Source organism: Haloarcula laminariae, from assembly GCF_025457605.1.
Taxonomy (GTDB): domain Archaea; phylum Halobacteriota; class Halobacteria; order Halobacteriales; family Haloarculaceae; genus Haloarcula; species Haloarcula laminariae.
Window position 1 is genome coordinate 71,562 of record NZ_JAMZFY010000005.1, and the last position, 14,878, is coordinate 86,439.

General features: G+C 59.2%; 9 protein-coding genes and 3 pseudogenes. 7 read left to right on the plus strand and 5 right to left on the minus strand.

Annotation, left to right across the window (positions count from 1 at the left end; genetic code table 11):
• Positions 1–31: 31 nt before the first annotated feature.
• Positions 32–148, plus strand: a pseudogene (locus NJQ98_RS19185) (hypothetical protein); the annotation flags it as partial.
• 32 nt (positions 149–180) lie between these two features.
• Here NJQ98_RS19185 and NJQ98_RS18855 read toward each other — a convergent pair.
• Positions 181–291: pseudogene (locus NJQ98_RS18855) on the minus strand (IS5/IS1182 family transposase); the annotation flags it as partial.
• A gap of 250 nt (positions 292–541) precedes the next feature.
• On the opposite strand from NJQ98_RS18855, the gene NJQ98_RS18860 reads away from it, so the two are divergent.
• From NJQ98_RS18860 to NJQ98_RS18870, 3 genes are all read left to right on the plus strand, one after another.
• Positions 542–1,570, plus strand: a complete 1,029-nt coding sequence (locus NJQ98_RS18860; protein ID WP_262181656.1) for a Cdc6/Cdc18 family protein — start codon at positions 542–544, stop codon at positions 1,568–1,570.
• A 227-nt stretch (positions 1,571–1,797) separates the two neighbouring features.
• The gene (locus NJQ98_RS18865) at positions 1,798–2,733 is read left to right on the plus strand and encodes a P-loop NTPase family protein (RefSeq protein WP_284438668.1); all 936 of its coding nucleotides are present in this window, start codon (positions 1,798–1,800) and stop codon (positions 2,731–2,733) included.
• Between the two features lie 3 nt (positions 2,734–2,736).
• Entirely contained in the window at positions 2,737–3,057 is a 321-nt protein-coding gene (locus NJQ98_RS18870) for a DUF8156 family protein (protein WP_262181659.1), read from the plus strand.
• 60 nt (positions 3,058–3,117) lie between these two features.
• On the opposite strand, the gene NJQ98_RS18875 is transcribed toward NJQ98_RS18870, so the two are convergent.
• Both NJQ98_RS18875 and NJQ98_RS18880 read right to left on the minus strand, forming a co-directional pair.
• Positions 3,118–3,600 carry a toxin-antitoxin system TumE family protein gene (locus NJQ98_RS18875; protein WP_262181661.1) on the minus strand — a complete coding sequence of 161 codons (483 nt, stop codon included), beginning with the start codon at positions 3,598–3,600 and terminating at the stop codon, positions 3,118–3,120.
• Positions 3,601–3,603: 3 nt separating this feature from the next.
• A complete protein-coding gene (locus NJQ98_RS18880) occupies positions 3,604–4,194 on the minus strand; it encodes a DUF7342 family protein (RefSeq protein WP_262181664.1) in 591 nt (196 codons plus the stop codon).
• 230 nt (positions 4,195–4,424) lie between these two features.
• Here NJQ98_RS18880 and NJQ98_RS18885 point away from each other — a divergent pair, with 230 nt between their 5' ends.
• A complete protein-coding gene (locus NJQ98_RS18885; protein ID WP_262181668.1) occupies positions 4,425–6,584 on the plus strand; it encodes a type B DNA-directed DNA polymerase in 2,160 nt (719 codons plus the stop codon).
• A gap of 90 nt (positions 6,585–6,674) precedes the next feature.
• On the opposite strand, the pseudogene NJQ98_RS18890 reads toward NJQ98_RS18885, so the two are convergent.
• Together NJQ98_RS18890 and NJQ98_RS18895 are read right to left on the minus strand one after the other, a co-directional pair.
• A pseudogene (locus NJQ98_RS18890) lies at positions 6,675–6,982 on the minus strand (hypothetical protein).
• Positions 6,983–7,253: 271 nt separating this feature from the next.
• Complete coding sequence (locus NJQ98_RS18895) at positions 7,254–8,621, minus strand: hypothetical protein (protein ID WP_262181675.1); 1,368 nt, start codon at positions 8,619–8,621, stop codon at positions 7,254–7,256.
• Positions 8,622–8,868: 247 nt separating this feature from the next.
• Between NJQ98_RS18895 and NJQ98_RS19130 the strand changes: the two genes are divergently transcribed.
• Both NJQ98_RS19130 and NJQ98_RS18905 read left to right on the plus strand, forming a co-directional pair.
• Complete coding sequence (locus NJQ98_RS19130; protein ID WP_262181678.1) at positions 8,869–12,105, plus strand: PD-(D/E)XK nuclease family protein; 3,237 nt, start codon at positions 8,869–8,871, stop codon at positions 12,103–12,105.
• The coding region (locus NJQ98_RS18905) for a UvrD-helicase domain-containing protein (RefSeq protein ID WP_262181682.1) at positions 12,102–14,878 on the plus strand (2,777 nt) is incomplete at its 3' end. The genes NJQ98_RS19130 and NJQ98_RS18905, both read left to right, overlap by 4 nt.

Genomic DNA, 14,878 nt, shown 5'->3' on the forward strand with positions numbered 1-14,878 from the left:
GCGGACAACCTCGTGATCAGCGACATCACGGGTGGGAGCAGCGCACTGTTCCCGCGCTTGCGGGCGACCTCTCGCTGGCCGGCCTCGGACGACGACGAACGCCCTGCTGGCCAGCGGCGCACCAATCGGGGAGATCAACGTTGTCCCGAAGTACCTTTCGGCGATTAAGGGCGGACGGCTCGCCCGCGCGTCGGTGCCGAGGGTACGCTTAACCGTCGAGAAAACGGTTTCACACATCAGTCGTTGGTGGTGACGAGACCCATCGATTCACCCGGTGTGCGCGTGATTAATGCGTCCCCTGCTTACCGGGTCGAAAAAATAACTATTCATGATTATCGCGGCAATCAAGACTAGACTTCAAACGTCACCGCTGAGCGCCCTGCAGCCTTTCCGGAAATCCCGGAAACAACTGGTTTCCGAAAGCGGAACCGCCTGACAGCTGTAGAGTCAATGAAACAGACGAGTCGTAGGTTCCCAGTTTCCGGAAAGTACCCAGCCACCATTATATACCGTGCTAGACAACCAATTGACTGACCACTCCATGATTCGCGATGCTCGTGTGCTTCGGGCGGGCTTCATTCCGAAGGAAATCGAACATCGCGACCCCGAAGTGAACCACCTCTCCAGCGTTCTGGAACCAATCACGAACGGGGAACCTGCCGACACCGCCATCGTCACTGGGCCAAGCGGCGCTGGGAAGACCTGTATTTCGAAGTTCGTCACAGAACGGCTTCGCGAAGAGGTACTGGACATCGAGACGACCTACGTCAACTGCTGGCGCAACTACACCCGATTCCGGACGCTGTATCAGATCCTCGACAATCTTGGCGCGACTATCGATATCCACCGCCAGTCGACACCTCACGACGAGCTCGTCGACCGGCTCCAGCAGTACAACGGGCCCCGAACCGTGATTATCCTCGACGAGGTCGACCAACTGGAGGATCCAGGAATCCTCTACGACTTGCACAGTTTGGAGCAGTTCGCGCTGATCTGTATCGCCAACAAAGAAGAAGAGCTGTTCAGCCGCGTCGATGACCGGCTCGTGAGTCGGCTCCGCTCCAGCGAACACGTCCGGATGGACAAGTATCACGACGAGCAGCTGTACGATATCCTGAACGCTCGCGCGAAATGGGGCCTCGACGATGCTGCCATCACCGACGCCCAGCTCTATCGTATCGCCGACGCGGCCGCCGGCGACGCTCGACTTGCAATAGGGATTCTCCGTACGGCCGCTAGCGAGGCAGACAGAGCGGATCAAGAAACAATCAGCGACGAGATGTTGCTGGACGCTGCAGATGACGCCCGGGCACAAATCAGGCAGACGAGCCTCGATTCGCTTACACCACACCAGCAAACCGTCTACGAGATTGTACACGAGCATGGTCCGCTTGGACCAGGAGCCATCCACGAGCGGTATAGCAACGCCGTCGACGACCCGCGAACGAAACGGACTGTGCGGACGTACCTCTCGAAGATGGTCCAGTACAATCTCCTAGAAGCCGATGGAACAAGTCGAGATCGTCAATATTCCGTCGTCACCGAGCCAGTCAGTTCGCCGGGTAAGTGAGCGCGTAGCGATTGGCCGCTACGGTTGAACTGTTAACCAACATATAGTCGAGATTGATTCGTTTTGTTGGTTAAGATTGTGGGAACGATTCCGGAGAGTTTCGTGGAAGCAGACGGGGAGCCAAAAATTTCGGCCACAGTTATCTGTTGAGGGCCGTTACGGTCGCTTTCCTGAAACGTGGAAGCGACACGCCGACGGTTATCGGATTCGTGAATCTTTATTCACATATGTCAGACCACCCACCCTCGAATCGGTTGGGCGTTGCGCAACCAACGCGAGGAGCTGACCGGAACCAATCCATTTCCAGCCAGCCTGATTCAGCGAGCGACGACATTCTGCTTCCATCGCTCAACGACGGCATCACGTTACTGGACATCGACGGCAGTCGAGGCGTGCCAATCCTGCAATCGCTCGTCCTGGACCATCTCCTCATGCACGACGGCCCCGCCTTCTGGGTTGACGCTAACGGCCATGCAACGACGACCACGCTGGCACAGATAGCCCCGAGTCAGCGACTGTTAGACCGGATCCACGTTGCCCGTGGCTTCACTGCCTACCAGCACTACGGTGCCGTCGACGAGCTCTCAGCGGCAGTGAACCAATTCATCCAGCAATCGACCGAAACACCTCAATTAGGCAGTCAGCAGCCAACAAGCCGGGACGACGACTCATCTCCGTATACTCCGTCGCTCATCGTTGTACCAGCTGTCGACGCCCAGTATCGCACTGATGACACCCTCAGCGACGAGTACGCGAAGACACTTCAGGCCCGGACACTCGCTCGGTTAGCGACCTACGCTGATGGCTACGATATTCCCATCCTGGTCACCCGGAGCAAGCAAGACGACTTCACGGCACCAGTCGCAACGGCCGCCGATCATCATCTGGAGTGCAAGCAAACTCAGATGGGGCCACGGTTCGTCGGTGAGGACTTCGAGACACTTGTCTACCCCGTCGATGACGGTGCGTACTACCAGACGACGTTCGCGTACTGGCGGCAGCTGCTCGAAACCCGCGCAGCGCAGGTCGGCGTGGAGACGACGACGCCGTCGACGCCAACACCGAATGGCGTCGGGAGCGGTGTCACAGTTGATGGAGAGTCAGTGGCAGTTGGAACAGATCCGCTGCTCGACGCGTGGACAGCAAGCGCTGGAGGACGATAACCGATGGGCCGTACGAACCCGACGTACCGAGATGCGCTCCGGGCCATCGAGGAACGCTGGACAGACTTCCGGCGGGCACTGCGCCGTCGCGACCAGCCACGGTTCGACCGCCTGTTCGAGTACGCCCGCGAGCACGCCGACGCGAGCGGGCTATTGAACCATCAGAATCCGCTGCTGCCGGCACTACTCAGCATCAGTCTCGAACAGGAGACCCGCCTTGACGACCACGAGGAACGCCTCTCAGAGCTTGAGCAACGGCTTTCGGAGACTGGGGTCGAACAGCAGCAATCGTCCGGCGAAGGTAATACTGGAGGGATGGAATGACGGAGTTGACGACGATTACCTTCGATATCGGTTCGTGGAGGAAAGCACTCGGCTTGGTTCCTACGGCGGGTTGCGACCTGCGTTGAGTGGTTCATACGAATCCCTGTGGTAGGCGACCCGCCAGAGTTTGAGAACCGCGCGGGTGACCAATTCTTCAGGGGATTGTGCGATACAGGACGCTTCGACCTCGTCCGGGTCAGAACTCGCATTCGGTGGTGGGTGGTAGTGTTCTAATCCGGGGACATGGATGTAGTCGCCTGCGTGTGGGTGTTTCCCCCAGCGCAGATTAACCTCTTCCGTGTCCGTGTAATGGAACTTGTAATCATCTCGTGTCGTCCACTGGATGTCGATTCGGGCATCATCGGCCGCACACAGTCCATCTTCAAGCACGACTTCGAGGACGGATGGATTGAGGTAGTCGTCGAGTTCTGCTGTTGCAAGTGGTTCCATCTCCTCGACGACATCACGAATCGTCAATAGCGCCGGCCGATCCGTAGCCCCCCGGAGAGTATGTGTTTCTGCTTGGTCAGCGGAATCCCACATTGCTCAGACAGGGACGCCGTCGTCAGTCGAACGACGGTCACTGTCGACGAATTGCTCGGCGTTGCCGATTGAGAGGGCAGCATTCGCAAATGCGAGATTGCGACGGAGCGTCTTCCACTCACGAATCGTCTCTGGGTCAATCTCGTCCTGTAGGGATTCAGTCTCGCTGAAGGCCTGGTTCGTCTGGTTGACCGCCAATTCTTCGGGTGAGTCGACACCGAATTCGGACCGATACTCAGTAAGTTGCTCGCGCATCTCCTGGATTCGCGTCACGAGTTCGTCGGTCGAGACATGTTCGAGGATATCGGCTGCCTCTTCGACGACGAGTGATTCAGGTGAGCGCCGATAGAGCGTGCCACCCTGTTCGCCGGGTGTCGTCTCGACAAACCCCTCGTCTGAGAGTGTATTCAGGTGCTTTCGAGCGGTTTTTGGAGCAGTCCGTGCATCATCAGCGACGGTATCAGCTGAGACGGGGCTGTACGTATGCGCAATGACGTGTCGAATGCGCTCATAGGGTGTTGTTTCTGCTTCCCATTCCTCGCCAACCGCCTCGTTGATGTCTGCAAACTCATCTGGTGGTCTTCGGTCGTTCATACAGAAACGCACGGCTCAGGGGAATATAGGTCTTTGGTGAAGTCCTATATTCCCCTCTGTGTGGGGCACTGGCTAAATCCAACCACGCAAATTCCGGAAATCGGCCCAGAGGTAGCGGAACACAGACAAACGGCCAGAAAACACCAAAGAGGGGTTCATGAACCCATACGTTGAAATCCGGAAACGACACGCCATCGCTTATCGGCGACTCGAACGTCATAGAGACCCAGATGCCGTTCAGTATCGACTTCTTGGATGACGGACGCGTCCTCGAATGGGACGCCACTGCCGACGGCGCCACCGTGACCGAGCACGGAGACTACACCCCACGCTTCTACGTCGCACCTCGCGACCCAGCGACCGACCTCGACCTCACGACACTCCAGTCGGTGTACGACCAACACCCGGATGTCGTCGGGACCGAGATGGTTGCGCGACGGCCGGGCTTTCGACGAGACGAGGAGACTGTTCTCGCGGTCGACGTTGCCCATATCGACCGCGTCCCCCCACTTGCTCGGCAGGCGCGCCAGCTGTCGGCCTATCCAGTCGGGGATCTCGCCTGCTTCAACGTCGACTTTTCCCGAGAGTTCCGGTACTGTCTGGAGACCGGCGCCGATCCGACGCCGGCAAGTGAGCTGTCGACGCTCCGGCTCAGTGTTCCGGTGACCGAAACGAGCAACGATATCTATGGGGAACTGTCTGTCGCCGGCGACACCGTCACCGGCTCGCCGACGGACATCCTGACCGCCGTACAGGAGGGGGTCGAAGCACACAATCCGGACGTCCTGGTCTGCTCGACGAGCGGGATTGTCCCGACACTGTACGAGATGGCGACGGATGCCGGCATTGATGAGTTCACGTTGAGCCGGTGGCCCAGCGTCGACTACCAGCAACTCGCAAGTCAGTCGACATACTCAAGCTATGGCCGTGTCGGCCACTCACCGGCACGGTACAACGTGCCCGGACGGGCGATCATCGACGAGAGTAACACGTTCTTCTACGGAGAGACGAATCTCGACGGCGTCCTCGATCTGGTCTCGCGCTCGAAGAAACCCGTCCAGGAGCTGGCGTGGGCGTCAATTGGCAACGTGCTGACCGCGATTCAGATCTGTGAGGCCCACAACCGCGGCGTACTCGTTCCGTGGAACTCCTGGCGCCACGAATTCTACAAGCCGATGGGGACGCTCCACGACGCCGACCGTGGCGGCTTCATCTTCGCTCCCGAGGTCGGTGTCCACGAAGACGTCCACGAACTCGACTTCTCGAGCCTCTATCCAAACATCATCTGTACCCGGAACGTCTCGCCCGACGTTATCCGGTGTGAGTGTCATCACGACCGCGACGACGTCCCCGGACTCGGGTACTCGATTTGTGACGAACGCGGTTACCTCGTTGATGTCCTCCAACCCATCATCGATGCTCGCGACGAGATCAAGGCAGCCATCCATCGCGAACAGCAGTGTGAAAACCCCGACGAGGATCGACTGGCGGAACTTGAGGGGCGGTCGGGTGCGCTGAAGTGGATTCTTGTCGCCTGTTTCGGATATCAGGGATTCAGCAATGCGAAGTTCGGTCGCATCGAATGCCACGAGGCAATCAACGCGTTCGCTCGCGAGATTCTGCTGACGGCGAAGCAACGCCTGGAAGCCGGTGGCTGGCGGGTCGTCCACGGCATCGTCGACTCCATCTGGGTGACGCCCGACCCCGATGTCGACGACGAGGACCGTGAGGACCTCGAGGCGCTCGCGACGGAAATTACGGAGGCCGTCGAGATTCGGCTCGAACACGAAGCCCACTACGACTGGGTCGCGTTCGTCCCGCAGTGCGAGAGTGACGCCGGCGCGTTGACGAAGTACTTCGGAAAGGTCGCCGGCGCCGACGAGTTCAAAGTGAGAGGCATCGAAGCCCGGCAACGTTCGACACCGCCGTTCATCGAGAAGATTCAGCGAGACTGTCTCGAACAGTTTGATGCGACTCGGTCACCGGAAGCAGTCCTCTCCTCCCTTCGAGATGCAATCGATCGCCTGCACGCCGGCGAGGTCCCAATCGAGGACCTCGTCGAACGGAATCGCGTCTCCAAGCCGCTGGAGAGGTACACACAGAACACACAGAACGTGGCGGCCCTGAAACGGGCCCGTGACCAAAATCTCGCCGTCCATCCCGGACAGGATATCGAATATGTGGTCGTCGACGACGAGAAGAACTCACGAGAGCGGGTCGCCCTCGCTCACGAGGATATCGAGACTTACGACGCCTCGTACTACGAGACGCAGCTAATCCGAGCTGTCGAAAGCGTGCTATCACCACTCGGCTGGAATCGGACGGAGATTCGCCGGGAACTTGCGGATATACGGATGCCGGAGCTGACCGCGTTCACGGATAGGAAGTAAAATTAACCAACAAGAAGTCGGTTGGAGAAGACTTGTTGGTTAACCACATCCACACGAGGGGGGACCTGTGAGATGACGGCAGCTGTCGTCTCACTTGTCGGGATTGACTGGCGACTTAGATTTTGACTTGATCTCCTCTTCCTCCCGCCACTGCCAGTAGTGGCGGTTGTCGTTAATCTCCTTGATCATGATTGTCGCTTTAGCAGGGACGTCATCTGGTCGCTCCTCTACCTCGTTCTGGTCTGACGACTCCTCGAGATGAGCGTCTCGTTCCTTGTTCTCGGCGAGCGCTTCAGCGTACGTAGCAACGTCTCGGAGCTTCTCCGGGCCTGTCTCGTTGAGCATATTGACGATTTTCGTCGAGGGGTCGCCGGTAGGACCCGAGGTTCGTAGGACATCGGCTGCTCTCGTGTTAACCAACATAGCAAGCTAATCATAGTTTTGTTGGTTAAATGATGGAGGCGGCGCCCGTGATTGCTGTTTGTAACACTACTCGAAATGTCGTTATAAACTAGTTTCGTACTATGTTACACCGTGCTCCGGCGTATCGAACTCAAGGTCCTCGCCACGGTCGACGGTACCGTCCTGACCGGACGCGAGAAGTACTGTGCCTACTACGAAGCGACCGGTTCGGTGGACAACTGACCTGCTAGCCGAGTTCCAAGACAGTCAGGCCACGGTCCGAAACTCGATTCGCTGTTCATCCTCCTTCCAGTTGTACTCGAGAAGCGTGACGTTGTTCCAGAGTTGTGGATCGCGTTCGAAGGGTCGATGGGAGCTGACTGGCATCCGGTAGGTCGCTGGAAGTTCTGTCGACCGGTCCTCTGCCTCTGCCGGAGAGGTCGGGCGCTCCTCGAAGGCTTGGCGAACCTCCTCACGGTAGGTCTCGTCGGTATCGGCATAGCCACCCGTCAAGAGGTAGGCATCAATAGCCTGGTAGTGCCCATCGGCGATTTCCTCAGCCACATAATCAACGTACTTCATCAGCTGTTCCAGATGGTCAACGAGATTATCCACGTACCATATCTCGTCCTTCTTGATTTCGATGACCTCGTAGCCAACGGTGGTCGCTTGGTCGTCTGCAGGCGTACTATCGGGGAAGTCGAACTGTGGCTGAATCTCCGTGAGGACATCAAGGTGGTTCGCCCAACTGGTCGGCTTAGCCGGTGAAGTCGGGAACTCACGATATATTTGCTGTCGACTCCGTCCGGTCATACTCTCCGGAAGAATGTCGTCAGCGCCACTCTTCAGCGCCTCGATAATTGTAGCATGAACCCAGTTCTCCTTGCTGAATAGGCCATCGTCGAGTACGCGTGATGGATTGTCCGAGACGTACTGCCGGATGGAGACCGGGTCACTGTCTCGGCCATCGACAGCTATCTCGAAATCGATTAACGGTTCGGCCATATCGATTACCTTGCCCGAACTTGTATCTCGGTTGACCATGTGGATGAGATGAGTGAGGTTCTCTGTAGTCTCCTTGCTCAGTAGTGAGAAGTTCTTGCCCTCAAAGAACTCGAGATACGATGACCGCGGGATGCCGTTCGACGAGAGCACGTAGTCCATATCGATACCCTGCTCGAAGAACGCAGGTGCCGCACGGAACGGTATCAGGATTCGAATCTTCGACCAGCTCTGACCGGTATATAATGCCTCATCTGCCATCCGTTGCGCCTTGCGTTCTGAATCGTTGTTGGTCTCGGCGTCGTCCTCTGGGCGTGACCCAGTGATAGCGTCTACGGCTGCTGGCTCCAGTGCATCCGGGAAGTTGTACAGGAGTGGTCTCTGTGGATTTCCAGTGGTATCGAGCACCTCGCCCACCCCGTAAATCATCTTATCTTTGAAGAAGAATACGCTGTCCCCGGCCTCGATAGTTGCGAGATCGGCGAACGTCCCGACCATAGCTGCCGTCCAATCGGAACGACTGTTGTCCTCTCCGGGAATCTTCAGCACCGGCCCGAAGACCCGGCCACGCATCCCATCCCACATCACGCGTTCGTCCAACTCAGAGAGCACATTGAACAACACACCCTTCATCGTCCACTGTCCTCCGAGACACAGCATCGCCTTCTCCGAACATCCGATGAGAGTCGGTCTATCACTTGTCTCTAGGTTCGTCACATCGGTGAAAAAATTACTGTCGACCCGCTCTGGTACTAGATGGACAGTCCTGAGTCGCCACCCTGATTTAAGTAATCGAATCCCAAACCCATTTCCAGACCGATGGTTCTGAGAGCATGGTAGAGCAGGTGTGCCGACAGTGAGTGAGTCTCGAAACGCGGATGTGGTCTACGAGGGGGCGGATATTGATACACTCCGTGCTAGGGCATTCGAGGGTGCTGCAACACAGGCTGGCGACCAGCCAGCTTCCGTCCTATATATCACCGGGTCGAATTCAGACATCGAGGCGGTTCGCGAACAGTGGCGGGATTATGGTCGAGATATCGAACTGCAGGTACGTTCGCTGGATGGGATTGTCGATGCGAGCTACGATAAAGAGTTCACCGCCAGCCGAGCGACCTATCACACCCGGTCGGAGCATCGACAGCTGGTCGATGCCGCGATAGCCGGTCTTCCGGATGGACATCGGTTCGGTCCAGGTGACCGACCCCTCACTGATGGCCATCTCCAACAGCTCCAGGACCTCCTGACGTTAACGGAGTTCGCCGGGCTGCGCTCCGCTGAAGAAATCGAATCACGTCTGCAACAGGAGGGGCTGGATAACCTCGGTGCCGATATCGCCTTGCTGAAGCGCAAGTTCGAAGCCGCACGGGGTCGCGACACGGCATCCATTGAGCGGACGCTCCGGGCTGAGCGGTACATGCGCGTGACCGAGCAGACCCAGGTCGGCGATGCCCACCCGAACGTGGATGTCCTCGTCATCGGGCGGTTCGACAGACTCTCCCCGGTCGAGGCAGCGGTTCTCGAATGGCTCACCGATGCCCTCCCAGCGCACGCGGTGTTGCCTCGCTCGGCGACTGGACGGCCCGCTGGGGTCGACCGGGCCATCGCGCTGTTCCGTCGGACGCTCACGGAGCGATTCGGACTCGACGTCCACCAGGTCGAACCGCGGGACGGGAGAGCAATCGATTCGAGTGTCCTGGAATCCTACTACACGCCCGGGAGCGAAGGGGGCAAGCGACGACCGTGTACCGTGCAGGTCCGAGCGCCGATGGACGTGGGCCACGAGGTGCGGTTCCTCATCCGGCGGGCACAGGCGGCCATCCAGAATGAGGGGTATGCACCCGATGATATCGGCCTGTTCGTCACCTCGTCCGGGGACTATCTTGATCGCATAGAATCTGTCGCCGCTGAACGGTCCCTACCTGTCCATCTGACACAACGTCTCGGTCTCGAGGCGACCAAGCCCGGGGCTGCAGTCGATGACCTACTTGAACTCGTGACTTCCCCGACGGATATGACAGCCCTGACGGCAGCCTTGTCGAACCCGGTCGTCGAGTTGGAAGGATACGAAACCGAACTGGACAGCGAGCAGCTCGCCGCGGCAATCGACGCAGGCGCCGATATCGATGACCAAGCACTGGAACCGGAGTGTCGCGGGTTGGTCGAAGCCATCCTCTCCGATGCGAGGGCGGCCAATGGAGCGACCGAGGCGAGTCCACTCACCGAGTTCCTCGCATCGATGGGCCTATCGAACGACCGGCTCCGAGCGGTCGGCAGCCGGACCACCACCGCCGCCTGGGGACGTATCGAGCGGACTATCACGGATGTCTCGAACTGCCCCATCGTCGATACAACAGAGCCGTTCCACGAACGGCTCTATCGTGCATTAGGGTGTGTGGATGTGGATGTCGAGACCGGTCCGGAGAGCGGCAGCATCGACGTCAGGTCGCTCAACGATATCGGCGAGCGGACGTACGATATGGTGTTCATCGCCGGCCTCACGGAATCGGGGTACCCAACCAGAGGCCGACGGCTGGCTTTCACACGAGAACTCAACGAAGCACACCCCGATTTCGACAGGGCAGACCCCACAGCCCAGACCGACCACGGTATCGCGACGCTCCTCGCTGCGGCGGAGACGGCCGTATTGACGCGACCACGAATGCACGGGGACGGGAACGAGACCATCCCAGCCGGCTTCGTGACCGAGCTACTGAGCCGGACGGCCATCGAGGAACGCGAGCTCGATGAATTCGATAGGTTCCAGGGAGAGAGTTCGGATGTCGAGCCGATTGGTTCCGTGGCGGACACATGGCGCGCGCTTGGTGTCCTGGGCGGACTGGAGCGTGAGATCCTCCGGCGTGGACTTGACGAGATGGGTCCAGTCCTCGATGTAGTTGGCCCTGAGAACGGCCACGAACGGCTCCAGACAGTTCGAGCCGGTATCAAGACGGCGACGGCGCGTGCGACGGCCAGGGTCGATGCGAGGAACGGTCATCTGGGGCCTGCTGCAGGACCAGCACATGCTGGAGAGCCGGGTGAGACCATCTCGCCAAGCGAGCTGAACACCTACGCAGAGTGCGGGTTCAAGCATCTCATGGAGTATCGTCTCGAAATCACCGACGACGATGCGGACATGACCGGTGCGAACCAGGGCACCATCATCCACACAATCCTCGAGGAGTTCTACACCGGCATCCAGGACAGCAAGGGAACACCTGTCGATTTGGCGGGTCACGACTTGGGTGATCTGGAATCGCGCCTGCTCGATATCGCATTGGCGACACTCGATACGGCCGAGGAGTTGGACCTAGCTTGGAAGCAAGAGCTGCTGGCCGGCCTCGGGACGGCTGAAGCGAACCCCCACTACAATCCCTGGGATCTCGAGACCCCGATTGCGGGCGCGCTCAAAGGCTTCCTTGATGAGGAGCTTTCGCTCAGGGGTGCACTCGATGACGGTATCGAGACGATGACCACAGTGCCGACACATTTCGAATCCCACCAGCGGACGACCATCGGGGGTGTCGAGACCAGTGGTGTCATCGACCGCATCGACACCGGGAGTGACGGGTTCGTCATCCGGGACTATAAGACGGGGTCGGTCCCGAGTGCTGAGGATATCCTGGGCGGACTCGCGTTCCAACTCCCAATCTATCTCCTGCTGGCCCGTGGAATCGTTCCGGACACAGAACCCATCGGTGGCACCTACTACGCCGTCGGTGGGCCAGGTGACGTGTCGAGCTGGCGAACAGTACTGGCCGCGGACGACGATGCGGTGTACTACCAGCATGGCGGTGGCCCGGTTCGTCGTCTGAGCGCCCCTGTTATCGAGACACGAGAGGTTTTCCACGAGTATCTGGAGGCGACGATTCCCGAGCAACTGCGCAGCATCACAGCGAGCCTGGAAGCCGGCCATTTCAACCCGGCAATCAACGACCCTGGCGATGCTGGGTGTTCGTACTGCGAGTACCGGGACATCTGTGACGTGCGAGAGAGCCAGCGCCACGACCTCATCGAATCGCTTGAGAACACCGATACTGCCTACGTTCCGCCCGCAGCACGTGGGGAGATAGCAATCCCAACTCCTGGCGATGGTGATACCGGAGGGGACCGATGAACAGAACCGACCTGACCGGTGAGCAAGATCATGCAGTTGCGACATTGGATGCGAACTACCCGCTGATTGCAGGTGCAGGGACTGGGAAGACGACCACACTCTCGTTTCGGTACGTGGCATTGCTCGAGGCTAACCCGACACTGCATCCACGGGAGATACTGGTCACAACGTTCTCGAAGCGGGCGGCACGCGACCTCGTTGGGACCGTCCGCGAGCGCATCCTCGAGAAGATAGCCGGCGCCGACCCGGATGGGGAACTCGATATAGAGCGATGGCGTGGAGTCCTCGATGACCTCGACGACGCCTACATCCACACATTGCATGCCTTCTGCCAGCGACTCCTCCAGGAGCATGCACTGGATATCCCGACCATCCGACCCGGGTTCGATCAACTCGATGATACGGAGGGGAGCCGTCTCCAGGACGAAGTGATAGACGACCTCCTGACGGAGCAAGGTGATGCTATCGAGACCATCCTGGGAGACAACTTCACGAGCGAGGAGGGAATCCGGAACATCCTGCAGGGCCTGTTCGGGAAGCGTCCCGAGAGTAGAGAGTGGGCTGACTACTGGGCCCACCCCGAGCGGACGGCAGATGAGTACGTCGAGTACGTCCAGGAATCGTTCCATCCGCTTCCAGATAGCACCGCAAGGGACATCCTGGGTGCCAAGGAGTTGAAAACGGCCGTCGATGAGCTGCGGGACTTCATCGAGGACCCCCCGATGAGCGATACCGGCCAGGTATTCGATCGGTTGGCAGCAATCGTCGAACGAATCGACACGGCCGGTGGTTTGGATGGCCCATCGACCCCGGCCCAGCGGCGTGCGCTCATCGCCGATATCAGTGAGATTGCGACCAAGTCAAGTGGCGACCTCTATGGCAGCTACGAACCGAAGAAGACGGGCTGGTCGGGCAGTTCCGACGAGCGTGCCGCAATCGGGGACCTGGCCATTAGATTGGTCCAGATGGTGGATGTCGAGCAGTGGGCCGAACAACTCGGCGATATCGATTTGGCGGTCGACCGGCGCAGCGCCAGATACGTGTTCGCTATCGCTCGGCTGTTCGCCCACGCCGATGATATGTACCAGACCCGGAAGCAATCCCGGAACGTTGTCGATTACACCGACCTCATCCAGTACACCCGGGAACTACTCCAGTCCGATGGTGACCCGACAGACATCCGCCAGTCACTCCAGGAGCAGTTCGAATATGTGATGATCGATGAGGTGCAGGATACCGATACCGGACAGTGGGAGATAGTTGGTGAGTTGACCCGGTTAGCCGGTGATACGCCTCGATACAGCCGCCAGAACGTGTTCATGGTGGGTGATGAGAAGCAGTCCATCTATCGGTTCCGGGGCGCTGATGTGGCCGTGTTCGAACGGACACGCGCCGATGTGGTGGCTGCGAACGAGACCTCACTTGCAGCACTCGGGGGGTCGGCAAATCAGGAGGTGAATATCCGGACTGGCGACCGGCCGGGCTTCGAACTTGCTCGGAACTTCAGGACCCTGCCCACCACGCTGGAGTTCATCAATGGTCTGTTCGCCGGTATCTTCACCGACGATACCGACGACCGGCCCGCCTTCGAGGCGCCGCCGCAGGCACTGGAGCCCGGGCGTGACAACGACGCGGATATCGACCCAATCGTCGAGTACCTCTTCGTTCCCGATGAGGAGCTCCTATCGGAGGTGCTCCCGGCGGACCACACCCTCCGTACGGCACCGACCTACGACAGACGGGATACCGAGGCACGGACCGTCGCTGCACGCATCACAGAACTCGTCGATGGGGAGACCGAAGTCTACACCGAAGAGGGGGATGGAACCCAGACGGAGCCACTCGAGTTCGAGGACATCGCCATCATCCTCCGGAAGCGGACGCACCTGACGAGTTTCAAACGTGCCCTCCGCGAAGCCGATATTCCCCACTCTGTGATTAAGGGAGATGGATTCTACGAGACACCCGAGATTCGGGCACTGATGAACGTCCTCCGGACGGTCGCAGACCCGGCCGACGAGATTGCGCTCTACGGAATCCTCCGATCGCCCCTGTTCGGCATCAGCGACCGGACATTGGCTCCGTATGCGGAGTCGGAGGCGCTGTGGCCGGCCCTGCGAGCTAGCTCGGATGCCGATATCCAGCGAGCAGTGGCGGCAATCGAGCATCTCCGGGGGATGGCTGGCCTGACCGATACCGCAACAACGAGCGACACTTGGAGTCGGCTTATCGACTGGATAATCGCGGAGACCGGGTTCATCGCGAGTGTCGCCGCCGATGAGCGGCCCCGACAGGCGGCCGCGAACATCGACCAGTTCCGTGAGCTCCTGACCGGCTTCACGGAGCTGCCCGATATACAGTCGGTCGTGGACCGCATCGAAGCAGAACAGGAGTACGCCAACTACAGTCCGGAGGCGACCGTCCCGGAGGGAAGTCCAGGGGTCCAGCTGATGACCATCCATGCGGCCAAGGGTGATGAGTTCCCGATGGTCATCGTCCCGGGAATCTGCGACGACTACAACACGAAGAGCCCCATCAACAACAGCATCGAGTTCGAGACCATCGACGATAGACCGGCACTGGGGCTCCGTATCCCGGATGCCGAAGATCCGTTCTCGACCGTCGATACGCTCGCCCGGAGGGGAATCGGCCGAGCACGGCTATCGAGGTTGCGTGCGGAGGAGAAACGAATGTTGTACGTCGCCTGTACCCGCTCGCGGGACCATCTAATACTGGCTGGGACCCACGATGCATCACTCGGTGATGAGGGTCA

Coding starts and splice junctions, on each gene's coding strand:
- NJQ98_RS18860 (WP_262181656.1), top strand. CDS start 542: ATGATTCGCGATGCTCGTGTGCTTCGGGCGGGCTTCATTCCGAAGGAA.
- NJQ98_RS18865 (WP_284438668.1), top strand. CDS start 1,798: ATGTCAGACCACCCACCCTCGAATCGGTTGGGCGTTGCGCAACCAACG.
- NJQ98_RS18870 (WP_262181659.1), top strand. CDS start 2,737: ATGGGCCGTACGAACCCGACGTACCGAGATGCGCTCCGGGCCATCGAG.
- NJQ98_RS18875 (WP_262181661.1), bottom strand. CDS start 3,600: ATGTGGGATTCCGCTGACCAAGCAGAAACACATACTCTCCGGGGGGCT.
- NJQ98_RS18880 (WP_262181664.1), bottom strand. CDS start 4,194: ATGAACGACCGAAGACCACCAGATGAGTTTGCAGACATCAACGAGGCG.
- NJQ98_RS18885 (WP_262181668.1), top strand. CDS start 4,425: ATGCCGTTCAGTATCGACTTCTTGGATGACGGACGCGTCCTCGAATGG.
- NJQ98_RS18895 (WP_262181675.1), bottom strand. CDS start 8,621: ATGAAGGGTGTGTTGTTCAATGTGCTCTCTGAGTTGGACGAACGCGTG.